This is a genomic window from Methyloversatilis discipulorum, from assembly GCF_000385375.1.
GTDB classification, from domain to species: Bacteria; Pseudomonadota; Gammaproteobacteria; order Burkholderiales; family Rhodocyclaceae; genus Methyloversatilis; species Methyloversatilis discipulorum_A.
Window position 1 is genome coordinate 539,149 of the sequence record NZ_ARVV01000001.1, and the last position, 20,150, is coordinate 559,298.

At 64.9% G+C, this 20,150-nt stretch carries 26 protein-coding genes; 20 read left to right on the plus strand and 6 right to left on the minus strand.

The window, feature by feature from the left end; genetic code table 11:
* Positions 1-5: 5 nt before the first annotated feature.
* Genes accB through METRZ18153_RS0102545 form a run of 4 tightly spaced genes read right to left on the minus strand, consistent with a single transcriptional unit; the run spans position 6 to position 2,184 of the window.
* The gene (accB, locus tag METRZ18153_RS0102530; RefSeq protein WP_020163261.1) at positions 6-458 is read right to left on the minus strand and encodes an acetyl-CoA carboxylase biotin carboxyl carrier protein; all 453 of its coding nucleotides are present in this window, start codon (positions 456-458) and stop codon (positions 6-8) included.
* 44 nt (positions 459-502) lie between these two features.
* The gene (aroQ, locus tag METRZ18153_RS0102535) at positions 503-1,021 is read right to left on the minus strand and encodes a type II 3-dehydroquinate dehydratase (RefSeq protein WP_020163262.1); all 519 of its coding nucleotides are present in this window, start codon (positions 1,019-1,021) and stop codon (positions 503-505) included.
* 57 nt (positions 1,022-1,078) lie between these two features.
* Entirely contained in the window at positions 1,079-1,615 is a 537-nt protein-coding gene (locus tag METRZ18153_RS0102540; RefSeq protein WP_029143500.1) for a TlpA family protein disulfide reductase, read from the minus strand.
* Positions 1,612-2,184, minus strand: a complete 573-nt coding sequence (locus METRZ18153_RS0102545) for a hypothetical protein (protein WP_020163264.1) — start codon at positions 2,182-2,184, stop codon at positions 1,612-1,614. The genes METRZ18153_RS0102540 and METRZ18153_RS0102545 overlap by 4 nt, the downstream gene beginning before the upstream one ends.
* A gap of 69 nt (positions 2,185-2,253) precedes the next feature.
* Here METRZ18153_RS0102545 and mpl point away from each other — a divergent pair, with 69 nt between their 5' ends.
* The 8 genes from mpl (at position 2,254) to METRZ18153_RS0102585 (ending at position 8,812) form a co-directional block, all read left to right on the plus strand.
* Positions 2,254-3,603: a UDP-N-acetylmuramate:L-alanyl-gamma-D-glutamyl-meso-diaminopimelate ligase gene (mpl, locus tag METRZ18153_RS0102550; protein ID WP_029143501.1), complete on the plus strand. Its 1,350-nt coding sequence runs from the start codon at positions 2,254-2,256 to the stop codon at positions 3,601-3,603.
* A 117-nt stretch (positions 3,604-3,720) separates the two neighbouring features.
* On the plus strand, positions 3,721-4,191 hold the full coding sequence (locus METRZ18153_RS0102555; protein ID WP_232415947.1) for a DUF2244 domain-containing protein: 471 nt from the start codon (positions 3,721-3,723) through the stop codon (positions 4,189-4,191).
* A 136-nt stretch (positions 4,192-4,327) separates the two neighbouring features.
* Complete coding sequence (coxB, locus tag METRZ18153_RS0102560) at positions 4,328-5,383, plus strand: cytochrome c oxidase subunit II (RefSeq protein WP_020163267.1); 1,056 nt, start codon at positions 4,328-4,330, stop codon at positions 5,381-5,383.
* Between the two features lie 48 nt (positions 5,384-5,431).
* Positions 5,432-7,021, plus strand: a complete 1,590-nt coding sequence (gene ctaD, locus METRZ18153_RS0102565) for a cytochrome c oxidase subunit I (RefSeq protein WP_020163268.1) — start codon at positions 5,432-5,434, stop codon at positions 7,019-7,021.
* A gap of 17 nt (positions 7,022-7,038) precedes the next feature.
* A complete protein-coding gene (locus METRZ18153_RS21050) occupies positions 7,039-7,149 on the plus strand; it encodes a cytochrome oxidase small assembly protein (RefSeq protein ID WP_020163269.1) in 111 nt (36 codons plus the stop codon).
* Positions 7,146-7,730: a cytochrome c oxidase assembly protein gene (locus METRZ18153_RS0102575; protein ID WP_020163270.1), complete on the plus strand. Its 585-nt coding sequence runs from the start codon at positions 7,146-7,148 to the stop codon at positions 7,728-7,730. The genes METRZ18153_RS21050 and METRZ18153_RS0102575 overlap by 4 nt, the downstream gene beginning before the upstream one ends.
* 1 nt (position 7,731) lies before the next feature.
* Entirely contained in the window at positions 7,732-7,920 is a 189-nt protein-coding gene (locus METRZ18153_RS0102580) for a DUF2970 domain-containing protein (RefSeq protein ID WP_019915458.1), read from the plus strand.
* Positions 7,921-7,945: 25 nt separating this feature from the next.
* Positions 7,946-8,812: a cytochrome c oxidase subunit 3 gene (locus METRZ18153_RS0102585; RefSeq protein WP_020163271.1), complete on the plus strand. Its 867-nt coding sequence runs from the start codon at positions 7,946-7,948 to the stop codon at positions 8,810-8,812.
* A 154-nt stretch (positions 8,813-8,966) separates the two neighbouring features.
* Here the strand turns inward: METRZ18153_RS0102585 and METRZ18153_RS0102590 are convergent, their stop codons facing one another.
* Complete coding sequence (locus METRZ18153_RS0102590; RefSeq protein ID WP_019915456.1) at positions 8,967-9,161, minus strand: twin transmembrane helix small protein; 195 nt, start codon at positions 9,159-9,161, stop codon at positions 8,967-8,969.
* 54 nt (positions 9,162-9,215) lie between these two features.
* Between METRZ18153_RS0102590 and METRZ18153_RS0102595 the strand changes: the two genes are divergently transcribed.
* From METRZ18153_RS0102595 to METRZ18153_RS0102615, 5 genes are read left to right on the plus strand one after another with little or no spacing between them, the layout of a single operon-like run.
* Positions 9,216-9,938 (plus strand): SURF1 family protein, encoded by a 723-nt coding sequence (locus tag METRZ18153_RS0102595; RefSeq protein ID WP_020163272.1) that lies wholly within the window; start codon positions 9,216-9,218, stop codon positions 9,936-9,938.
* Positions 9,935-10,492, plus strand: coding sequence for an SCO family protein (locus tag METRZ18153_RS0102600; RefSeq protein ID WP_020163273.1), 558 nt, complete (start codon positions 9,935-9,937; stop codon positions 10,490-10,492). The genes METRZ18153_RS0102595 and METRZ18153_RS0102600 overlap by 4 nt, the downstream gene beginning before the upstream one ends.
* Positions 10,492-11,508, plus strand: a complete 1,017-nt coding sequence (locus tag METRZ18153_RS0102605; RefSeq protein WP_020163274.1) for a COX15/CtaA family protein — start codon at positions 10,492-10,494, stop codon at positions 11,506-11,508. Before METRZ18153_RS0102600 ends, METRZ18153_RS0102605 begins: the two co-directional genes overlap by 1 nt.
* Positions 11,489-12,388 carry a heme o synthase gene (gene cyoE / locus METRZ18153_RS0102610; RefSeq protein ID WP_020163275.1) on the plus strand — a complete coding sequence of 300 codons (900 nt, stop codon included), beginning with the start codon at positions 11,489-11,491 and terminating at the stop codon, positions 12,386-12,388. The genes METRZ18153_RS0102605 and cyoE overlap by 20 nt, the downstream gene beginning before the upstream one ends.
* Complete coding sequence (locus METRZ18153_RS0102615; protein ID WP_020163276.1) at positions 12,385-12,969, plus strand: SCO family protein; 585 nt, start codon at positions 12,385-12,387, stop codon at positions 12,967-12,969. Before cyoE ends, METRZ18153_RS0102615 begins: the two co-directional genes overlap by 4 nt.
* Before the next feature lie 65 nt (positions 12,970-13,034).
* Here the strand turns inward: METRZ18153_RS0102615 and rpoH are convergent, their stop codons facing one another.
* Positions 13,035-13,922, minus strand: coding sequence for an RNA polymerase sigma factor RpoH (gene rpoH / locus METRZ18153_RS0102620; protein WP_020163277.1), 888 nt, complete (start codon positions 13,920-13,922; stop codon positions 13,035-13,037).
* 193 nt (positions 13,923-14,115) lie between these two features.
* Between rpoH and METRZ18153_RS0102625 the strand changes: the two genes are divergently transcribed.
* The 7 genes from METRZ18153_RS0102625 to lnt all read left to right on the plus strand — a co-directional run bounded on the left by METRZ18153_RS0102625 (position 14,116) and on the right by lnt (position 20,150).
* Positions 14,116-14,430 (plus strand): hypothetical protein, encoded by a 315-nt coding sequence (locus METRZ18153_RS0102625; RefSeq protein ID WP_020163278.1) that lies wholly within the window; start codon positions 14,116-14,118, stop codon positions 14,428-14,430.
* A gap of 17 nt (positions 14,431-14,447) precedes the next feature.
* Positions 14,448-15,797 carry a tRNA (N6-isopentenyl adenosine(37)-C2)-methylthiotransferase MiaB gene (gene miaB, locus METRZ18153_RS0102630; protein ID WP_020163279.1) on the plus strand — a complete coding sequence of 450 codons (1,350 nt, stop codon included), beginning with the start codon at positions 14,448-14,450 and terminating at the stop codon, positions 15,795-15,797.
* Positions 15,794-16,777 carry a PhoH family protein gene (locus tag METRZ18153_RS0102635; protein ID WP_020163280.1) on the plus strand — a complete coding sequence of 328 codons (984 nt, stop codon included), beginning with the start codon at positions 15,794-15,796 and terminating at the stop codon, positions 16,775-16,777. Before miaB ends, METRZ18153_RS0102635 begins: the two co-directional genes overlap by 4 nt.
* Positions 16,777-17,250, plus strand: coding sequence for an rRNA maturation RNase YbeY (ybeY, locus tag METRZ18153_RS0102640; RefSeq protein WP_020163281.1), 474 nt, complete (start codon positions 16,777-16,779; stop codon positions 17,248-17,250). Before METRZ18153_RS0102635 ends, ybeY begins: the two co-directional genes overlap by 1 nt.
* A 1-nt stretch (position 17,251) precedes the next feature.
* On the plus strand, positions 17,252-17,743 hold the full coding sequence (locus tag METRZ18153_RS0102645) for an OmpA family protein (protein WP_020163282.1): 492 nt from the start codon (positions 17,252-17,254) through the stop codon (positions 17,741-17,743).
* Positions 17,744-17,835: 92 nt separating this feature from the next.
* On the plus strand, positions 17,836-18,693 hold the full coding sequence (locus METRZ18153_RS0102650; protein ID WP_020163283.1) for an HlyC/CorC family transporter: 858 nt from the start codon (positions 17,836-17,838) through the stop codon (positions 18,691-18,693).
* Complete coding sequence (gene lnt / locus METRZ18153_RS0102655) at positions 18,690-20,150, plus strand: apolipoprotein N-acyltransferase (protein WP_020163284.1); 1,461 nt, start codon at positions 18,690-18,692, stop codon at positions 20,148-20,150. The genes METRZ18153_RS0102650 and lnt overlap by 4 nt, the downstream gene beginning before the upstream one ends.

Below are 20,150 nucleotides of genomic sequence, written 5' to 3' on the forward strand. Positions count from 1 at the left end.
GTCGCTCAGCCGATGATGAACAGCGGCTGGCCGTATTCGACCGGCTGGCCGTTCTCGACCAGGATGGCCTTCACGACACCGGCGGCGTCGGACTCGATTTCGTTCATCAGCTTCATCGCCTCGATGATGCACAGCGTTTCACCGATCGCCACCGACTGGCCGACATCGACGAAGGCCTTGCCGCCTGGCGATGACGAGCGGTAGAAGCTGCCGACCATCGGCGACTTGACGACATGGCCTTCCGGCAGCGCAGCTTCGGCCGGTGCGGCAGGCGCGGCGGCGGCCGGAGCGGGTGCTGCGGCGACCGGCGCGGGCGCCGCAACGTAGGTGGCCTGGGCGGCCGGTGCCGGCAGATGCTTGGCGATCCGCACCTTTTCCTCGCCCTCGGTCACTTCCAGCTCGGAAATGCCCGATTCCTGGACGAGGTCGATCAGCTTCTTGAGTTTGCGCAAATCCATGGTGTATCCCCGCGTAAGCCGGCCTTCGTTGTGCCGGCGAGTGTTTATTTTCTGGTGTCGAGCCGCCGCAGCGCGAATTCGAGCGCGGCTTCGTAACCGTAGGCGCCCAGACCGCACACCACGCCAACCGCGATATCCGACAGATAGGAGTGATGCCGGAATGCTTCGCGTGCATGCACGTTGGACAGGTGCACCTCGACGAACGGAATGGCGACCGCAGCCAGCGCGTCACGTATGGCCACACTGGTGTGCGTGTAGGCGGCCGGGTTGATCAGGATGAAATCGACGCTCTCGCTCCGGGCAGCCTGGATGCGGCCGACCAGATCGCCTTCGTGATTGCTCTGGAAACATTCGAGCGATACGCCGGCAGCAAGCGCATTCACCTTCAGCTTCGCGTCGATGTCGGCGAGCGTCAGGTGACCGTAGATTTCGGGTTCCCGCGTGCCCAGAAGATTCAGATTGGGCCCGTGCAGCACGAGGATGCGACGGGTGTTGGGGGTCGCATCCTGCGCCGCCGGCTGCGTGGCAGGTTTGGTCGCCTTGCGGCGCGTTGTTGGCTGCATGGCGGCAAGTTTGCCGGAATTCGCGTCAGATTGTCCAGCCGCGCCGGGTCCGGGCGCTCAGCGCAAGCGGGCAAGCAGGATGGCCTCCAGCTCCTCTTCCTTGTAGGTGCCCAGCTTGCGTTCGACGATCTTTCCGTCTGGCGAGAAGATGACGGTAAAGGGCATGGCCTGCGCCGCATTGCCGAGATCGGCCGACAGCTGGATGGCGTCCGAGCCGCCGATCAGCAACGGATAGGCAATGTTCTCTTCCTGCAGGTAACGGCGCACGTTGTCGGCGTTATCGATGCTGATGCCGACAAACTGCACGCCGCGATCGCGGTACTTCTCGGCCAGGCGGGAAAAGGCCGGCATCTCTTCGCGACAGGGCGGGCACCAGGTGGCCCAGAAATTCACCACCTGCAGTTTTCCACGCCAGGCGGAGAAAGGCATCGGCTGCCCGTTCGCGTCGGCCAGATTGAGCGCTTCGAGGCGCGCCGCATCGGTCATCGCGGTTTCGGTCAGCTGCGGTTGCCGGCTCTGGCCGAACCACACCCCGGCTACGCCGGCCGTGGCGACCACCGCGGCGATCAGGCCGCGGCGCATCCAAGCATTCATTCCGTTTCCTCTTCCTTGTCCAGCAATGCGCGCAGCGATTCGGCGCGCAGGCGTTCGCGTCCGCGAGAGCGTTCGAGACCGGCCGGATAGACCGCGAGTTCAACCGGCAGGTCGTCCCAGTCGAACAGCAGCGTGGTTTCCGGGCTGTTGCGGTCCGGGCGGCGTGGGTCGCGCGAGTCGAAATCGACGCCGTTGTTGAGCAGGAAGAGCTCGACTTCCTTGGCACTGTCGGCGAACACCTGCAGCTCGATCGCGGTGAAGCGCCCGGCAGTGCCGTCGACCACGCCGCCGGTCGCGTACGGCTTGAAGCGGTCCAGTTCGACCATCAGCTCCAGCGTGGCGTTACGCAGCGTGCGCAGCTGTTCGGGCTGCTCGTCGGCGAAATAGATGGCCTGGTAGTCGCGCACCGCCTCCTCGATCTCGGCATTGGTGGGCAATTCCTCGTTCGGACCGACGCCGAGCTGGCGGGCGGCTTTGCGTTTGGCCAGGCCGTAGTCGCGGATGCCTTCTTCCGCGATCAGTCGCGCCGCGGCACTGGCGATCTGGCGTCTGATGTTGCTGGGGCGCATGTCGGGTGCTGCAGGGAAAGGAGGGGCGGGTTGATAGAATCCGCGACCATTCTGTCACATCGACCCACCATGCACATTCACATCCTCGGCATCTGCGGCACCTTCATGGGCGGCATCGCCGCGCTGGCGCGCGAAGCGGGTCACCGTGTCACCGGCTGCGACGCGAACGTCTATCCGCCGATGAGCACGCAGCTCGAACAGCTCGGCATCGAGTTGATCGAGGGCTACGATCCTGCTCAGACAGCGCTGGCGCCCGATGTGTTCGTGGTGGGCAACGCGGTGTCGCGCGGCAACCCGCTGCTCGAGGAAATCCTCGATCGCGGTCTGCCGTATGTGTCCGGTCCGCAATGGCTGGCGGAGAACGTGCTGGCCGGCCGCTGGGTGCTGGCGGTGGCCGGTACGCACGGCAAGACGACCACCACCTCGATGCTGGCCTGGATGCTGGAGGCGGCGGGCCTGAAACCCGGCTTCCTGATCGGCGGCGTGCCGCAGAACTTCGGCGTGTCGGCACGCCTCGGTGACGCGCCCTTCTTTGTCATCGAAGCCGATGAATACGACACCGCCTTCTGCGACAAGCGCTCGAAGTTCGTGCACTACCGCCCGCGGACCGCGATCCTGAACAACCTCGAGTTCGATCATGCCGACATCTTCCCGGATCTGGCGGCGATCGAGACGCAGTTCCATCATCTTGTGCGCACCATGCCGCGTCTTGGCCGCATCGTGGCCAGCGGCGGCGAGGCATCGCTGAAACGCGTGCTGGCGCGCGGCGCATGGAGCGAGGTCGAGTGGTTCAACGACGCAGCCGGCTGGCGCGTCGAGTCGACCGGCGAGGCGCTGGCGGTGGTCGGGCCGGCGGGCGAGCGCGCGACCGGGCGTCTTGCGATGCCCGGCATGCACAACGCGAACAACGCACTGGCCGCCATGCTGGCAGCGCGGCACGCCGGTGTGCGGCCGGAGCAGGCGCTGGCGTCGCTCGGTGAATTCGTCGGCATCCGGCGCCGGCTCGAACGCGTCGGCGAGGCCTGTGGCGTCACCGTCTACGACGACTTTGCCCATCATCCGACGGCCATCGACGAAACGATACGCGCGCTGCGTTCGGTGGTGGGTGGGGCGCGCATCGTTGCGGTGATCGAGCCGCGCTCCAACACGATGAAGCTCGGCGTCATGAAGGCACGCCTGCCCGATGCGCTCGCAGAGGCGGACGTGTGCTACTGCCTCGGCGGCCCCGCCCTGGGCTGGGATGCGGCCGAGGCGCTGGCACCGCTGGGTGAACGGGTCAATGTCGCGTCGTCGGTGGAGGAGCTGCTCGATGCGCTCGCCGGCGGCGTGAAAGCAGGCGACCACGTGCTGGTGATGAGCAACGGCGGCTTTGGCGGCGTGCATCGCCGCCTGCTTGATCGCCTCGCCAGCAGGGTCTGAGGGCACCCGCTTGGTGCGGGGCAATATTGATAAGGATCAATACCCGTGCTAGCTTATGCCTGTTAAGCGGCCTGCAGAAGCCGTGTCAGGGGGAGATAACACTTCCGGGGCAGTTCAGTGTCCGCAGTGCTCAGCCAATCCAACGAGTTCAGCATCGTTGCGCGCCGCAACTGTTCGATGTCGCCGCGTGCACTTCTGGCCTTCTTCCTGGTCACGGCTGTGTTGTCCCTACTGATCGCGATGGCTTGGGCCATGGCTGGTGTCTGGTGGGTACTCCCGTTCGCGGGCGTCGAAATCGGGGCGTTGGGCATTGCCTTCATCGCTTTCGGCAGACGCGTCGGTGATTTCGAACGCATCCACCTCGACGACAGCCGGTTGGTTGTCGAGGTCTGTGAACGGGATCGTGTCTGCAGACATGAGTTTGTGCCCGCATGGGCAAAGGTCGAAACGCGCAGGGTCGGCCTGGGTTCCGAAGTAGTCGTGCGGTGCCGCGACCAGCAGGTCGTGGTGGGGCGGTATCTGGACGAGGGCGGCCGCGAGTTGCTGGTGCGGGAGCTGTCGGCTAGATTGCGGGAAAGACGGTTTTAAGACCGCGGTTTCAGAATCAATCACAACATATATCTGGGGTTGCAATATGGCGCTAACAAGAGGTGGCTCGTCCATCGCCCGCAGGGCGTGGGCCGGGATGGGGTTGTTTCTGCTTGCTGGGCTCGCCCAGGCGGAAATGAAGCTCAATCTGCAGGAGCCGATCACCGAACTGGGTCAGAAGGTGTATGACCTCCACCTGCTGATGACCATTGTCTGTGGCGTCATTTTCGTGGCCGTCTTCGGCGTGATGTTCTGGTCGGTGTTCGTGCACCGCAAGTCCGCCGGCCACAAGGCCGCAACCTTCCACGAAAGCACCACGGTAGAAATCCTCTGGACCATCGTTCCGGTCTTCATCCTGCTCGGCATGGCCTGGCCGGCGACCAAGACCATCCTGGCGATGCGCGATACCAGCAACCCCGACATCACGATCAAGGCCACCGGCTATCAGTGGAAGTGGGGCTATGACTACCTGAAGGGCGCCGGCGAAGGCATCAGCTTCACCAGCAACCTGTCGACGCCGCAGCCGCAGATCCGCAACGAGGCGGCCAAGGGCACCGATTACCTGCTCGAAGTCGACAACGAGCTGGTCGTGCCGGTCGGCAAGAAGGTGCGCATCCTGACGACGGCGAACGACGTCATCCACGCATGGTGGGTGCCGGCGCTGGCGGTCAAGCAGGACGCGATTCCCGGCTTCATCCGTGATACCTGGTTCCGTGCCGAGAAGACCGGTACGTTCCGCGGTCAGTGTGCCGAACTGTGCGGCAAGGACCACGGCTACATGCCCATCGTCGTCAAGGTGGTGACCGAAGACGAATACACGGCATGGGTCGACAAGAAGAAGGCCGAGCTCGCCGCTGCGGCCGACGATCCGAACAAGATGTACACCGTCGAGGAACTGAGCCCGCGTGGTGCCAAGGTGTTCGCCGCCAACTGCGCCGCCTGTCACCAGGCCAACGGCCAGGGCCTGCCGCCGGCCTTCCCCGCGCTCGACGGCTCGAAGGTGGTGCTTGGCTCGCAGGATGCGCAGATCAATCTCGTGATGAACGGCAAGTCGGGTACTGCGATGGCCGCGTTCAAGCACCTGAGCGATACCGATCTGGCTGCAGTGCTGACCTACACGCGCAACAGCTGGAGCAATGCGACGGGCGAGGTCATCCAACCGTCGGACATCAAGATGGCCCGCGAAGAGTAAGCGGCTCTCTGAACGTTCAGTCACTTTCTAGATTTCCAGGAGATACACATGGCTGCGATTCCGGGCGGTGCCGACCACTCGCACGATCATTCGCATGATCACCACCCCAGCGGACTGATGCGCTGGGTGACCACCACCAATCACAAGGACATCGGCTCGATGTACCTGTGGTTCTCGTTCGCAATGTTCATCGTCGGCGGCATCATGGCGCTGGTGATCCGCGCCGAGCTGTTCCAGCCGGGCCTGCAGGTGGTCGATCCCGACCGCTTCAACCAGATGACGACGCTTCACGGTCTCATCATGGTGTTCGGCGCCATCATGCCGGCCTTCGTCGGCTTCGCGAACTGGATGATCCCGCTGATGATCGGCGCATCCGACATGGCGTTTGCGCGCATGAACAACTGGTCGTTCTGGCTGCTGCCGCCGGCCGCCATCCTGCTGACGACCTCGCTGCTGGTTCCGGGCGGTGCCGCCGCATCGGGCTGGACGCTGTATCCGCCGCTGACCATTCAGATGGGCATCGGCATGGACATGGCGATCTTCGCGGTCCACATCCTCGGCATTTCGTCGATCATGGGTTCGATCAACATCGTCACCACGATCCTGAACATGCGCGCGCCGGGCATGACGCTGATGAAGATGCCGCTGTTCTGCTGGACCTGGCTGATCACCGCCTATCTGGTCATCGCCGTGATGCCGGTTCTGGCCGGTGCGGTCACGATGATCCTGACCGACCGTCACTTCGGCACCAGCTTCTTCAACGCTGCCGGTGGTGGTGACCCGGTGCTGTACCAGCACATCTTCTGGTTCTTCGGTCACCCCGAGGTGTACATCATCGCGATCCCGGCCTTCGGCGTCGTGTCGCAGGTGATTCCGGCCTTCTCGCGCAAGCCGCTGTTCGGCTACGCGTCGATGGTGTACGCGACCTCGTCGATCGCCATCCTGTCCTTCATCGTGTGGGCGCACCATATGTATACGGTGGGCATGCCGGTGGCCGGCCAGCTGTACTTCATGTTCGCCACCATGCTGATCGCGATCCCGACCGGCGTGAAGGTGTTCAACTGGGTGGCCACGATGTGGCGCGGCTCGCTGACTTTCGAAACCCCGATGCTGTTCTCGATCGGCTTCCTCTTCCTCTTCACGCTGGGCGGTTTCTCCGGCCTGGTGCTGTCGATGACCGCGGTGGACGTGCAGCTGCACGACAGCTACTACGTCGTCGCCCACTTCCACTACGTGATGGTGGCGGGTGCGCTGTTCTCGGCCTACGCCGGCGCCTACTACTGGCTGCCGAAGTGGACCGGTCACATGTACGACGAAAAGCTCGGCAAGCTGCACTTCTGGCTGTCGCTGATCTTCTTCAACATGACCTTCTTCGTGCAGCACTTCCTGGGTCTGGCCGGCATGCCGCGCCGTATTCCGGACTACTCGCTGCAGTTCGCCGAGTTCAACATGATCTCGTCGATCGGTGCCTTCGGTTTCGGCCTGTCGCAGCTGGTGTTCCTGGTTGTCGTGCTGAAGTGCATGAAGGGTGGCGAGAAGGCTTCGGCCAAGCCCTGGGACGGTGCTGAAGGCCTCGAATGGACGGTGCCGTCGCCGGCGCCGCACCACACCTTCGAAACCCCGCCGGTCTTCAAGTGAGTACTGGCGTGACCGAGATGGATGAAACACTCCGCCGCCGCAACGTCCGTACGGCGTTGTGGCTGGCGGCCACCGCGGTGGCGGTGTTCGTGCTGTTTGTCGTGCGTTACGGGATGTCGGGTCAATGACCGAGCAAGCCCGGGTTGCGGCCGGTTCCGAGCGCCGCAACCGTTCGACGCTGATACGCCTGGTGGTGTCGGCTTTCCTGATGTTCGGCTTCGGCTACGCGCTGGTGCCGTTCTACGAAAAGCTGTGCCAGGTGCTCGACGTCAACAACCTGAACAAGCAGGACAACACGCTGCCGCTGAATACCCAGGTCGATCGTTCGCGGAACGTGACGGTCGAGTTCGATGCGAACCTGCACAAGCTGCCGTGGAATTTCAAACCGGTGACCGGCTCACTCGTGGTTCATCCGGGCGAGGTGGTCACCGTGGAGTACGAAGTCTCGAACACGCGCGAGAACGCGGTGACGGGACAGGCGATTCCGAGTTACACGCCGTCGGCGGCGATGCAGTACTTCCAGAAGCTCGACTGTTTCTGTTTCAAGCAGCAGACGCTGGCAGCCGGGGAAACGCGACGCATGCCGATCGCCTTCCTCGTATCGCCGGATCTGCCTAAGGACATCAACACGATCACCCTCTCCTACACCTTCTTCGAGGTGCCGGGGGCGACTGCAGCGACGACGCAGGACGGTCGCACAGGAGGCTGAAATGGCCGGGTTCGTGAAGGGTGTGGTGACAGTGCTTTCGGCCTTCGTCGGCATACGCCGCAAGGGCGATCACGACGCAGCGGTGTCATCGCTGACGCCGTTGCAAGTTATCATCACGGGCGTTGTGGCTGCAGCGCTGTTCGTGATTGCAGTGATCTTGGGTGTAAGAATTCTGATAAGCATCGCTTGAGAGAAACCGGGAAGGAAAAACATAAATGAGCTCGCATACGCCACAACAGGCCCCCTACTACTACGTACCTGCGCCATCGACTTACCCGATCACGGGTTCGATCGCGCTGTTCCTGTTTGCACTGGGTTCGGTGCTGACGATGAACAAGATCACCGGCGGCGGCTTCGTGCTGGGCGCGGGCGTGCTGGTCCTGTTCTACATGATGTATTCCTGGTTCGGCAAAGTTGCGCACGAATCCGAAGGCGGCCTGTACAGCAAGCGCGTGGGTGTTTCCTTCCGCTGGGCGATGGGCTGGTTCATCTTCTCTGAAGTGATGTTCTTCGCCGCCTTCTTCGGCGCGCTGTTCTACGCTCGCGTGCTCGCCGTGCCGGATCTGGCCAGCCTCGAACATCAGGCGCTGCTGTGGCCGGATGCCACCGCAATGTGGCCGAACGCGGGTCCGGGCTACGACGGCGGTCCGTTCACGCCGATGGGCGCCTGGGGCATCCCGGCGATCAACACGCTGCTGCTGCTGACCTCGGGCGTCACGCTGACCTGGGCGCACCACGGCCTGCTGCACAACAACCGCGGCCAGCTCAAGCTGGGCCTGTTCCTGACCATCGCGCTCGGCGTCGTGTTCCTCGGCTTCCAGGCCTACGAATACATGCACGCCTACTCGGACCTGAACGTCAAGATGACCACCGGCGTGTTCGGTTCGGTGTTCTACATGCTGACCGGCTTCCACGGCTTCCACGTGACGGTTGGTGCAACGATGCTTATCGTGATACTGTGCCGCGTCTTCGCCGGGCATTTCAGCCCGGAAAACCACTTCGGCTTCGAAGCGGTCGCGTGGTACTGGCACTTTGTCGACGTCGTCTGGCTGCTGCTGTTCGTCGTCGTGTACTGGATTTGATGTAAAGACGGGATCTGCGAGGAGGAGAGTGGGCCGGTAAGCAAAAAGAGCCCTTATAAAATAAACGCTCGGCGCCGCACATCGTGCGGCGCTTTTTTTCGTGGGTAGGGAGCGTTGGGGCGGGTGTTTCCCGTCGGCGGGGCGCCGCCGGCGGTCAGAGCTTGCCGGTGATGAATCCGAAGCGGTAGCCGAGCATCAGGAAGATGAACAGCGCCATCGACAGACCGACGCGGATGGCCAGCGAGCGCAGCATGCGGCTCGAGTTGCCGCTGTCGCGAAACAGGAAGAACAGCGCTGAACCGAGGCTGGCGATCACGGTCAGCAGCATGAATATCACGAGATAACGCATCAGGAAGAATCCTTAGTCCGGGTGGTCAGTGTACCTGCCGGGCGTCCGACAGCAATGTTCCAGTTCCATTTCGCCCGCCGTCGTTTTCGCATCCGTCTGTGGCCTGCGCTGGCCTGCCTGCTGGTGATCGGCGTCACGCTGTCGGCGGCACGCTGGCAGACCGCCCGCGCGCATTACAAGCAGTCGCTGGCAGACGCTTACGCGACGCAGCAGCGGCAGCCGGCGCTGGGCCTGGACCAGTGGAGTGACGCGGCGCCGCCCGAGTTCGCGCGGGCAACAGTGTCCGGTACGTGGCGCAGCGAAGTGCTGATCTACGCCGACAATCAGGTCCGCGACGGACAGGCCGGTTTCCTGGTGCACATGCCGCTGTGTCAGACCGAAGAGCGGTGCGTGCTGGTTGCGCGCGGTTGGGTCCGGCACGGCGGGCGTCGAGACGTGTTGCCGCCGGTTGCATCGCCGGCCGGGCCGCAGCGCATAGAGGGTGTCGTTACGCGCGCCCAGCCGCGCTTCGTCGAACTGTCGGGCGATGCGGTACAGGGGGCGGTCTGGCAGAACGTCACGGTCGACCGCGTGGCAAAGACCACCGGTCTGCAGCTCGCGCCTTTCATTCTCGTGCAGACCGGTGACGCCGCGGACGGCTTGAGGCGTGACGACGTGAAGCCGGAGTTCGGCGTCGAGAAACACTGGATGTATGCCGCGCAGTGGTACGCGTTTGCGCTGGTCACGCTGGTATTCGGGCTCTATGCAGCCATGCAGAAAGAGGGAGAGAAGTCTTGAAAGGCAAGAAGGTCCTGATCGTGCTCGCGGCGATATGCGTGTTGCCGCTGCTCGCGTCCTACGCGATGTATTTCCTGTGGCGCCCCGACAGCACGGTGAACTACGGTCAGCTGCTGTCGCCGCGTGCCTTGCCGGCCGAGGCGCTGACCACGGTCGATGGCAAGCCTTTTGACTTTGCTTCCATCAAGGGCCGCTGGACGCTGGTGCTGGCCGACGGCGGCGCCTGCGACGCGAAGTGCGAGGAACTGCTCTATTACATCCGCCAGGTGCGCAAGGCGCAGGGCGAGCACCAGGAACGCATCGAGCGCGTGTGGCTGGTGACCGACGGTACGCAGCCCAAGGCGGAACTGCTGACCGCGATCGAAGGTATGCACGTGATCAGGGCGGCCGGCAGCGCGACCCTGGGCGCGTTCGCCGGCGATGCGACGCATCCGCGCGCCATTCATCTGGTCGACCCGCTCGGTCAGGTGATGATGCGTTATCCGGATGAGCCGGATCCGAAGAAGATGATCAAGGATTTCCAACGTTTGATGAAGTACTCGAGGCTGGGCTGATGAAAACCTACCGCACGCTGTTGCTTGCCACGATTGCAATGACTTTCGCGCTGATCGTCCTCGGCGCCTACGTACGACTGTCCGACGCCGGTCTCGGCTGTCCGGACTGGCCGGGCTGTTACGGCCACGTCACGGTGATTCATGCGTCCGAGCACATCACCGCAGCGCAGGAAGCGAACCCCGAGGGCCCGGTCACCTTCGCCAAGGCGTGGAAGGAAATGATCCACCGCTACTTCGCCGGCATCGTCGGCCTGTTCATCCTGGCGATCGCTGCGCTTGCCTGGCGTCACCGGCGTGAAGCCGGCGCCTCGCCGGTGCTGGCAACGGTGCTGGTCGGCGTGCTGTTCCTGCAGGCGATGTTCGGCAAGTGGACAGTAACCATGCTGCTCAAGCCGGCCATCGTGACTGGTCACCTGATCGGCGGGCTGACCGTGCTCACGCTGCTGGTGTGGCTGTATGCCCGCACGCGTGGGCCGGCGATGCCGACCGTGTCGCCGGCGACGCGCGCGCTGGCGGTCGTCGCCTTCGTCGTGCTGGCGATGCAGATATCGCTGGGCGGCTGGGTCAGCACCAATTACGCGGCGCTCGCCTGTACCGACCTGCCGACCTGCCACGGCGAATGGGTGCCGCAGATGGATATCCGCAACGGTTTCCACATCGTGCGCGAGCTGGGGCAGAGCGCCGATGGCGAAACGCTGACGATGGATGCGCTGACCGCCATTCACTGGATGCATCGTGTCGGTGCCATCGTTGCCGCACTGGTGATCGGTGCGCTGGGCTTCGCGCTGCGCGCTGCCGGCCATCGTCCGCTCGGCACGGCGCTGCTGGGTGTGCTTGCGCTGCAGATCATGCTGGGCCTCGCCAACGTGTGGTTCAGCCTGCCGCTGCCGCTGGCCGCTGCGCACAACGGTGGCGCTGCAGCATTGGTGATCCTCATGGTGCTGATAAACTACCGCGTCCGCGCCACGGCGCAGCAACGCGTTTCCGGAGTCCTAAATGAAAGCCCTGCGGCTTGATATCCAGCCCTTCTCGCTGAGGCTCGCGAATTACCTGCAGCTGACCAAGCCGCGCGTCGTGTCGCTGATCGTGTTCTGTGCGGTCATCGGCATGTTCCTGGCGGTGCCGGTCGGTCTGCCGGATTTCGGCATCGTTGCGGCCGCGACCGTCGGTATCGCCCTGGTCGCCGGTGCGGCGGCAGCGGTGAACTGTCTGGTCGAGCAGAAGATCGACGCGGTGATGGCGCGTACCCGCGCCCGCCCGCTGCCGCGCGGCGAGGTGAATTCGCTGGAAACGCTGGCTTTCTCCGGCGTGGTCGGCGGTGCCGGTCTGTCCATGCTGTACCACTGGGTGAATCCGCTCACCATGTGGCTGACGCTCGGCACCTTCATCGGCTACGCCATCATCTACACCGTGTTCCTGAAGCCGGCCACGCCGCAGAACATCGTGATCGGCGGCGCCTCCGGCGCGATGCCGCCGGTGCTGGGCTGGGCCGCGGTGACCGGCGAGGTGTCGGCCGACGCACTGCTGCTGTTCCTGATCATCTTCGCCTGGACGCCGCCGCATTTCTGGGCGCTGGCGCTGTATCGCACGCAGGAGTACGCCAAGGCCGGCCTGCCGATGCTGCCGGTGACGCACGGTGCCGAATACACGCGGCTGCAGGTCTTCCTGTACACGCTCATCCTGTTCGCGGTAACCATGCTGCCTTTCGCCTCGCGCATGAGCGGCTGGATCTACCTCGTGTCGGCGGTGGTGCTGTCCGGCATGTTCATCGTCTATGCCTGGCGTCTGATGCGCAACTACTCTGACGAACTGGCGAAGAAGACCTTCCGCTTCTCGCTGTGGCACCTGTCGCTGCTGTTCGCGGCCCTGCTGGTCGACCACTACATTCCGCTATGAAGCGCCGTCTTTTCGTTGCCGCCCTGCTGTCGGCAGGGCTGGCGGGCTGCGCGCCGTCCGGGCCGACCTTCCACAGCGTGGATATCACCGGCGCCGACTACGGCAAGGGCTTTGCGCTGACCGACCACACCGGCGCGGCGCGCACGCTGGCCGACTACAAGGGCAAGGCGGTCACGCTGTTCTTCGGCTTCACGCACTGCCCTGACGTCTGCCCGACCAGTCTGGCGACGATGAAGCAGGCACTGGCGCTGCTCGGGCCGGACGCCGCCAGGGTGCAGGTGCTGTTCGTCACGCTGGACCCGGAGCGCGATTCGACCGAACTGCTGGCCGCCTACGTACCGAAGTTCGATGCGTCCTTCGTCGGCCTGCGCGGCGACACGGCGGCCACCGCTGCGGTCGCGAAGGAATACAAGATCTTCTACCAGAAGGTGCCGGGCAGCACGCCGGACAGCTATACGCTGGATCACTCGGCGGGCACCTATGTGCATGACACTCAAGGGCGTCTGCGACTGTTCATCCGTCACGGCGAAACGCCGCAGAAGATCGCCGACGACCTGAAGGCACTGCTGGCCCAGGGTTGATCTCAGCTGCTGCGGCCAACAAAAAAGCGACCCGCGGGTCGCTTTTTTGTTGGGACAAACGACGGTCAGGCGGCCATGCCCAGCATCTTCTGCATCGACGCCTTCATCTTCTGCATCGCCTTGGCTTCGATCTGGCGGATGCGCTCGGCCGACACGCCGTACTCGGCCGCCAGTTCATGCAGGGTGGCGGCTTCGCCGTCCTGCGCGAGCCAGCGGCGCTGCACGATGGTGCGGCTGCGGTCGTCGAGCGACGCCAGTGCCGAGTGCAGGCCATCTTCCTGCAGGCGCACGTTCTGCGCCGCCTCCAGCACTTCCAGCGGCTCGGCGGCAGAGTCGGCCAGCCAGTGGATGGGCGCCAGACGGGCGCTGTCGCGATCGTCGTCCTCGCTGCTGCCTTCGAGCGCGACGTCCTGCCCGGTCAGACGGGTTTCCATCTCGACCACTTCTTCCGGCTTCACGCCCAGCGTCTTCGCCACCTCCCGCACTTCGGCCGGGTTAAGCGTGTTGCTGCTGCTCTTGAGGCTGCGCAGGTTGAAGAAGAGCTTGCGCTGCGCCTTGGTCGTGGCGACCTTGACCAGACGCCAGTTGCGCAGGATGTATTCGTGGATTTCCGCCTTGATCCAGTGGATGGCGAAGGACACCAGACGCACGCCACGGTCCGGGTCGAAGCGCTTCACCGCCTTCATCAGGCCGATATTGCCTTCCTGGATCAGATCGGCGTGCGGCAGGCCGTAGCCGAGATAGCCGCGGGCGATCGCCACCACCAGACGCAGGTGCGACATGACCAGCGCGCGGGCGGCTTCGAGGTCTTCGTCGTCGCGGAAACGGCGGGCAAGTGACTGTTCCTGCTCTTCGCTGAGCAGGGGCACGCGGTTGGCGGCCTGGATATAGCTGTCGATATTGCCCAGCGCACCGGGCATCGACAGATTCGGAACCATCAGAGCATGGGTCATGATTCATTCCTCCCTTGGGAAGCAAGATTAGCACTCCCTGCGTTTGAGTGCTAACAACTGCGACCGTTCATTGCGTTGCAACATGTAAGCCGAGCGGAGCGCCTCTCCCGCACTGCGTTCGCGCTGGTTTGGGTTCGCCGGGAGCGCACGCTACAATCCGTGAATTCCCGACCGTTTCCTCGCCCCGGCTCCGATGCGCCTGCCCTCCGCCCTGTGTGCCGTCCTGCTCTGCCTGCCGCTGCTCGCTGCGGCGCAGCTGCGCGCGATCCCGCCGGATGCGATCAAGGCGAAGATGAAGCCGCCGGTCGATGGCATGGTCGAAGTCGGCAAGTACACCTTCAGGCTGGCGCCCGGCGCCCAGATCCGTTCGACCGACAACCGCATCCTGCTGCCGGTGATGATAGGCAGCGAGCAGGTGGTCCGTTACAAGCTGGACAACAACGGCGATTTGTATCGCGTCTGGGTGTTGTCGCCCGAAGAGATCGACCTGCCGGCACCCAAACAGTAATTTCCCCGTCCCCTTCGATGACCCGCAAGATTTACATCAAGACCTTCGGCTGCCAGATGAACGAGTACGACTCGGACAAGATGGCCGACGTGCTCGGCGACGCCGAAGGTCTGGAAAAGACCGACCGCCCGGAAGACGCCGACGTGATCCTGTTCAACACCTGCTCGGTGCGCGAGAAGGCGCAGGAGAAGGTGTTCCATGACCTCGGCCGGGTGAAGCACCTGAAGCGCGACAACCCCAACCTGATCATCGGCGTCGGCGGTTGCGTCGCCAGCCAGGAGGGCGCGGCCATCGTCGAGCGCGCGCCCTACGTCGATCTGGTGTTCGGCCCGCAGACGCTGCACCGCCTGCCCGACCTCATTTCGAAGCGCCGCGCCAGCGGCCGGCCGCAGGTCGACATCAGCTTCCCGGAGATCGAGAAGTTCGACCACATGCCACCGGCCCGGGTCGAGGGCGCGACTGCTTTCGTGTCCATCATGGAAGGCTGTTCCAAGTACTGCACCTTCTGCGTCGTGCCCTATACGCGTGGCGAGGAAGTGTCGCGGCCGCTGGACGACATCCTGACCGAGATCGCCACGCTGGTCGGCCAGGGCGTGAAGGAAGTGACGCTGCTCGGCCAGAACGTCAATGCCTGGCGTGCGCCGATCAGCCGCGGCTCGGACGACATCGGCGATTTCGCCTTCCTGCTCGAATGCGTGCATGAAGTGCCGGGCATCGAGCGCATCCGCTACACCACGTCACACCCGCGCGAAATGACGCAGCGCCTGTTCGACGCCTACGCGAAACTGCCCAAGCTGGTGTCGCAGCTGCACCTGCCGGTGCAGTCGGGTTCCGACCGCGTGCTGGCGGCGATGAAGCGCGGCTACACCGCGCTCGAATACAAGGCGGTGGTGCGCAAGCTGCGCGCGGCGCGGCCCGACCTGTCGCTGACCTCGGATTTCATCGTCGGCTTCCCTGGCGAGACCGAGGAGGATTTCGAAAAGACGATGAAGCTGATCGACGACGTCGGCTTCGACGGCAGCTTCAGCTTCGTCTATAGCGCCCGCCCGGGCACACCGGCGGCCGATCTGGCCGACGACACGCCGCAGGACGTCAAGCTGGCACGGCTGGCGCGGCTGCAGAAGCGCATCGATGAGCAGGCGCAGGCGGTCAGTCAGAGCATGGTCGGCAGCGTGCAGCGCATCCTGGTCGAAGGCCACGCGCGCAAGGACGCCGCCGAGCTGGCCGGACGCACCGACAACAACCGCGTCGTCAATTTCCCCGGCCCGGCGCGGCTGATCAACCAGTTCATCGACGTGCGCATCACCAGCGCGCTGCCGCACAGCCTGCGCGGCGAAGTGGTCATCCGCGAGGCGGTCAGCGCTTGAAGCCGCGGCCGCTCGAACTGGTGCTGGAGCCGCTCGACAACGCGCGGCTCGCCAACCTGTGCGGTGTACTCGACGAAAACCTGCGCCAGCTCGAAACGGCTTACGACGTCGAGATCGCCCGCCGCGGCGAGCGCTTCCGGGTCAGCGGAGAGCCGGGCCAGTCGCAGCGGGCTGCCTCGGCGCTGCGCCATTTTTATGCAGCGGCTACAGAGCACCTGAGCATAGACGCGATACAGCTTGGCCTGATCGAGCTGTCGAACCGCATCGCCGCCGAACCTGCGGCGCCGGTGCTGATGACGCGCAAGAGCAATCTGCACGGCCGCACGCCGCGCCAGACTCAGTATCTGCGGCAGATCCAGGAACACGACATCACCTTCGGCATCGGCCCGGCCGGCACCGGCAAGACCTATCTGGCGGTGGCCAGCGCCGTCGACGCGCTGGAGCGCGAGACGGTAGCGCGCATCGTGCTGACCCGACCGGCGGTCGAAGCTGGCGAGCGGCTCGGCTTCCTGCCGGGCGACCTGGCGCAGAAAGTCGATCCTTACCTGCGGCCGCTGTACGACGCGCTGTACGACCTGATGGGTTTCGAGCGCGTCGCCCGCGCCTTCGAGCGGCAGGTGATCGAGATCGCGCCGCTCGCCTACATGCGCGGACGCACGCTGAACAACGCCTTCATCATCCTCGACGAGGCGCAGAACACGACGCCGGAACAGATGAAGATGTTCCTGACCCGCATGGGCATAGGCTCGAAGGCCGTCATCACCGGCGACCTGACCCAGGTCGATCTGCCGCGCGGTCACAAGAGCGGTCTGGCCGAGGCGCGGAAGATACTTGCCGACGTGCGCGGCATCGCGATGACCGATTTCCTCGCCGAAGACGTGGTGCGCCACCCGCTGGTGGCGCGCATCGTGTCGGCCTACGAACGTTTCGAGGCGCAGCGCGAAGCCGAGGACGCGATGCGCAAGGGACCGCGCGGCTGATGCGGCTCAATCTGTCGGTGCAGTACGCGTGCGCGCGCGATGCGTGCCCGCCGCGTGACGACGTGAAGCGCTGGGTGCGCGCTGCGCTCGACCCGGACGTGGTCGTGCGCGCAGACATCACGGTCCGCTTTGTCGACGCGGAAGAAGGGCGGGCGCTAAATCTCGAATACCGTGGCCGCGACTATGCGACCAATGTGCTGTCGTTTCCGTACGAACAGGGTACGCAGCTCGCGGGCGACCTGGTGGTGTGCCAGCCGGTGCTGGCGCGCGAGGCGGGGGAGCAGGGCAAGGCCTTTGCCGACCACGCCGCCCACCTGATCGTGCACGGCACGCTGCATCTTCAGGGCTGGGACCACGAAACGTCGGACGACGATGCCGACGCGATGGAGGCGGAGGAGCGCGTCATCCTGCAAGGACTGGGCGTGGCCGATCCGTATTCGGACGAATACTCGATTCAATCAACGGAGGTCTGAAATGTCGGATCAGGACGACGACAGTAATGTCGGTTTGCGGGTGGTGGCCATCATCGTGATCGCGGTCGTCGCGGCGGTGGTGGGGTTCGCGGTATCGCTGGCCGGCAAGCCGGGTACGGATGCTGCAGTGGTCGAGGTGGTGGAAGTGGTGGAGGTGATCGAGGCACCCGAGCCCGTGGGCGAGGCGCTGGCGCTCATCTATTTCGCTGTCGGCAGCGCCGAACCCGGTGCAGATCTGGCCGATGCCGTGGCGCGTGCGCAGGCTGCGCTGAGCGCGACGCCGGGCGCCATCGTGCTGCTGTCCGGCTTCCACGACCCGTCGGGTGATGCCGCGCAGAACGCCGAACTGGCCAAGGCGCGGGCGCTCGCGGTGCGCGACGCGCTGGTCGCGGCGGGCGTCTCCGAAGCCGGCATCAAGCTGCGCAAGCCGGAAATCACCGCTGCCGATGGTCCGCCGGAAGAGGCGCGACGGGTCGAGCTGCGCGTCCAGTAAGGCCGTGACATCCGGGACATTCCAGATGCCTGACTCGAAACCGACACGCTGGCCGGGTTACACTGCCGGCGTGTTCGTTTCCCGCGTCCCGCATGGACAGTAGTTCCTCACCTTCGCAGCGCCCCGGTTTTCTCGAGCGGCTGTCGCATCTGCTGATGCGCGAGCCGGAAGACAGAGAACAACTGCTGGTGCTGCTGCACTCCGCCTTCGAACGCAATCTGCTGGACGCCGACGCCCTCTCCATCATCGAGGGTGCGCTCCAGGTGTCGGACATGCCGGTGCGCGAAGTGATGATTCCGCGCGCACAGATGGACGTGATCGACATCGACGATCCGCTCGACAAGATCGTGCAGACCGCGCTGCGCACCGCGCACTCGCGTTTCCCGGTGATCGGCGAGAACCGCGACGACGTGATCGGCATCCTGCTCGCCAAGGATCTGCTGCGCCTCATGTCGGGCGACGACGACAGCCTGCGCGACATGCTGCGGCCAGCGGTATTCATTCCCGAATCGAAGCGTCTGAACGTGCTGCTGCGCGAATTCCGCGCCAGCCGCAACCACATGGCCATCGTGGTCGACGAATACGGCGGCGTCGCCGGCCTCGTCACCATCGAGGACGTGCTGGAGCAGATCGTCGGCGACATCGAGGACGAGTACGACTTCGACGAGTCGGCCGACAACATCCGGGTCGACCAGACCGGTCGTTACCGGGTCAAGGCCGGCACCGAAATCGAGGACTTCAACGAGGTGTTCGGCACCACCTTCGACGATGACGCCTACGACACCGTGGGCGGGCTGGTCATCCATCAGATCGGTCGTCTGCCCAAGCGCGGCGAGGTGGTGCAGATCGACACGCTGCGCTTCACCGTGCTGCGCGCCGACAGTCGTCGCGTGCACACGCTGATGGTCGATCGCATCGCGCCTCCGGCCGCACCGTCCGCCGTCGAATGAGGCCGGCCGTCCGACTGGCCGCTGCTGCTGCGGCCGGTGCGCTGGCGGTTGGCGGCTTCGCGCCCTTCGGCGTGTTCGCGCTGCCGGTCGTCGCGCTGGCTACGCTGCTGTGGCTGGTCGATACGCTTTCTGTCCGCGCTGCCGCGCTGACCGGCTTTGCCTTCGGCATGGGCTGGTTCCTCGCCGGCGTGTCCTGGGTCAACGTCAGCCTGAGCCAGTTCGGCGGCATGCCCTTGCCGCTGTCGCTGCTGGCCACCGTGCTGTTCTGCGCCTATCTTTCGCTGTTCCCCGCTGCCGTATGTGCCCTCATGCGCGCGCTGCGTCCGTCGGTGGCGCTGACGCCCTGGCTGTTCGCCGCGCTGTGGGTGTCGTCGGAGTGGCTGCGCGGCACGCTGTTCACCGGCTTCCCCTGGCTGGCCAGCGGCTATGCGCACGCGACGCCGAGCCCGCTCGCCGGCTACGTGCCGCTGTTCGGCGTGCACGGCGCCGGCTTCGTTGCCGCGCTGATGTCCGGCCTGCTCGCGCTTTTCGTGCTGCGCCGCATCGCGCTGCGCCCGGTGCTGCTGTCGCTGGCAGCGCTGCTGGTGGTCGGCGGCCTGCTCGGCAGCGTGCGCTGGACCGAAGCGACCGGCCGCGCGCTCACGGTGAGCCTGCTGCAGGGGAATATCGAACAGAGCATGAAGTGGGTGCCCGAGCGGCTGCCCGATTCGATGCAGACCTATCTCGACCTCGCGCGCGCCTGGCCGGCCGATCTGGTGGTTCTGCCGGAGACGGCCATCCCCTTGCCCTACGCCGAGATCGATCCGGCCTGGCTGGCCGCCGTGCGCGCTACCGGGCGCGATGTGCTGATGGGTGCGGTCACGCTGGGCGAGGTCGATGGGCGCGCGCGCTATTTCAACAGCGCGGTGGCGCTCGGCCATGACGATGCGCGTTACAGCAAGTCGCACCTGGTGCCCTTCGGCGAGTTCACGCCACCGCTGTTCGCGTGGACGCTGCAGCTGCTGTCCATTCCGATGTCCGACTTCGGTCGCGGCGCGAAGGTGCAGCCGCCGCTGGCGCTGGCCGGCGAGAAGGTGGCGGTGAACATCTGCTATGAGGACGTGTTCGGCGAGGAGCTGATCGATGCCGCGCGCGACGCCACGCTGCTGGTCAATGTGTCGAACACCGCCTGGTTCGGGGATTCGTGGGCGCAGCCGCAGCACCTGCAGATTGCGCAGATCCGCGCGCTCGAACTCGGTCGGCCGATGCTGCGCGCGACCAACACCGGCATGACCGCGGCCATACAGCCGGACGGCCGCGTCGTCGCGGCGCTGCCGCCTTTCACTCGCGCGGCCCTGCGCGTCGAGCTGCAGGGCTACCAGGGCCTCACCCCTTTCATGCGCTGGGGCAATGTGCCGGTGCTGCTGCTGGCGCTTGCCGTCATCATCGTTGCCGCGGTGCAGCGCAAAAGAGGCTGA

Bases quoted from the DNA above. Each gene is read 5' to 3' on its own strand.
- accB (WP_020163261.1), bottom strand. From the start codon at position 458: ATGGATTTGCGCAAACTCAAGAAGCTGATCGACCTCGTCCAGGAATCG.
- aroQ (WP_020163262.1), bottom strand. From the start codon at position 1,021: ATGCAGCCAACAACGCGCCGCAAGGCGACCAAACCTGCCACGCAGCCG.
- METRZ18153_RS0102540 (WP_029143500.1), bottom strand. From the start codon at position 1,615: ATGAATGCTTGGATGCGCCGCGGCCTGATCGCCGCGGTGGTCGCCACG.
- METRZ18153_RS0102545 (WP_020163264.1), bottom strand. From the start codon at position 2,184: ATGCGCCCCAGCAACATCAGACGCCAGATCGCCAGTGCCGCGGCGCGA.
- mpl (WP_029143501.1), top strand. From the start codon at position 2,254: ATGCACATTCACATCCTCGGCATCTGCGGCACCTTCATGGGCGGCATC.
- coxB (WP_020163267.1), top strand. From the start codon at position 4,328: ATGAAGCTCAATCTGCAGGAGCCGATCACCGAACTGGGTCAGAAGGTG.
- ctaD (WP_020163268.1), top strand. From the start codon at position 5,432: ATGGCTGCGATTCCGGGCGGTGCCGACCACTCGCACGATCATTCGCAT.
- METRZ18153_RS21050 (WP_020163269.1), top strand. From the start codon at position 7,039: ATGGATGAAACACTCCGCCGCCGCAACGTCCGTACGGCGTTGTGGCTG.
- METRZ18153_RS0102575 (WP_020163270.1), top strand. From the start codon at position 7,146: ATGACCGAGCAAGCCCGGGTTGCGGCCGGTTCCGAGCGCCGCAACCGT.
- METRZ18153_RS0102580 (WP_019915458.1), top strand. From the start codon at position 7,732: ATGGCCGGGTTCGTGAAGGGTGTGGTGACAGTGCTTTCGGCCTTCGTC.
- METRZ18153_RS0102585 (WP_020163271.1), top strand. From the start codon at position 7,946: ATGAGCTCGCATACGCCACAACAGGCCCCCTACTACTACGTACCTGCG.
- METRZ18153_RS0102590 (WP_019915456.1), bottom strand. From the start codon at position 9,161: ATGCGTTATCTCGTGATATTCATGCTGCTGACCGTGATCGCCAGCCTC.
- METRZ18153_RS0102595 (WP_020163272.1), top strand. From the start codon at position 9,216: ATGTTCCAGTTCCATTTCGCCCGCCGTCGTTTTCGCATCCGTCTGTGG.
- METRZ18153_RS0102605 (WP_020163274.1), top strand. From the start codon at position 10,492: ATGAAAACCTACCGCACGCTGTTGCTTGCCACGATTGCAATGACTTTC.
- cyoE (WP_020163275.1), top strand. From the start codon at position 11,489: ATGAAAGCCCTGCGGCTTGATATCCAGCCCTTCTCGCTGAGGCTCGCG.
- METRZ18153_RS0102615 (WP_020163276.1), top strand. From the start codon at position 12,385: ATGAAGCGCCGTCTTTTCGTTGCCGCCCTGCTGTCGGCAGGGCTGGCG.
- rpoH (WP_020163277.1), bottom strand. From the start codon at position 13,922: ATGACCCATGCTCTGATGGTTCCGAATCTGTCGATGCCCGGTGCGCTG.
- METRZ18153_RS0102625 (WP_020163278.1), top strand. From the start codon at position 14,116: ATGCGCCTGCCCTCCGCCCTGTGTGCCGTCCTGCTCTGCCTGCCGCTG.
- miaB (WP_020163279.1), top strand. From the start codon at position 14,448: ATGACCCGCAAGATTTACATCAAGACCTTCGGCTGCCAGATGAACGAG.
- ybeY (WP_020163281.1), top strand. From the start codon at position 16,777: ATGCGGCTCAATCTGTCGGTGCAGTACGCGTGCGCGCGCGATGCGTGC.
- METRZ18153_RS0102645 (WP_020163282.1), top strand. From the start codon at position 17,252: ATGTCGGATCAGGACGACGACAGTAATGTCGGTTTGCGGGTGGTGGCC.
- METRZ18153_RS0102650 (WP_020163283.1), top strand. From the start codon at position 17,836: ATGGACAGTAGTTCCTCACCTTCGCAGCGCCCCGGTTTTCTCGAGCGG.
- lnt (WP_020163284.1), top strand. From the start codon at position 18,690: ATGAGGCCGGCCGTCCGACTGGCCGCTGCTGCTGCGGCCGGTGCGCTG.